Genomic DNA, 297 nt, shown 5'->3' on the forward strand with positions numbered 1-297 from the left:
GCCCGACACCACCCACCCCCCGGTCACCGTCCTCGGCCTCGGCGCCATGGGACAGGCCTTCGTCGCGACACTGCTGAAGGGCGGTCGTACGGTGACGATCTGGAACCGCACACCCGGCAAGGACGCCGAACTCGTCACCGCCGGCGCGCGGACAACCGCCGCAGTCGACGAAGCAGTGACGGCGAGCCCGGTGATCATCGCGGTGCTGCTGGACCACAGGTCAGTGCACAGCACGCTCGACCCGATCGCCGATCAGCTGGCAGGTCGCCAGCTGATCAATGTGACCAGCACCACGGC

At 68.7% G+C, this 297-nt stretch carries 1 protein-coding gene; it reads left to right on the plus strand.

What is annotated here, in order from left to right:
- The coding region (locus GV790_RS29770; RefSeq protein WP_163818140.1) for an NAD(P)-binding domain-containing protein at positions 1 to 297 on the plus strand (297 nt) is incomplete at both ends.

It is taken from the genome of Nocardia cyriacigeorgica (genome assembly GCF_010858045.1).
GTDB classification, from domain to species: domain Bacteria; phylum Actinomycetota; class Actinomycetes; order Mycobacteriales; family Mycobacteriaceae; genus Nocardia; species Nocardia cyriacigeorgica_E.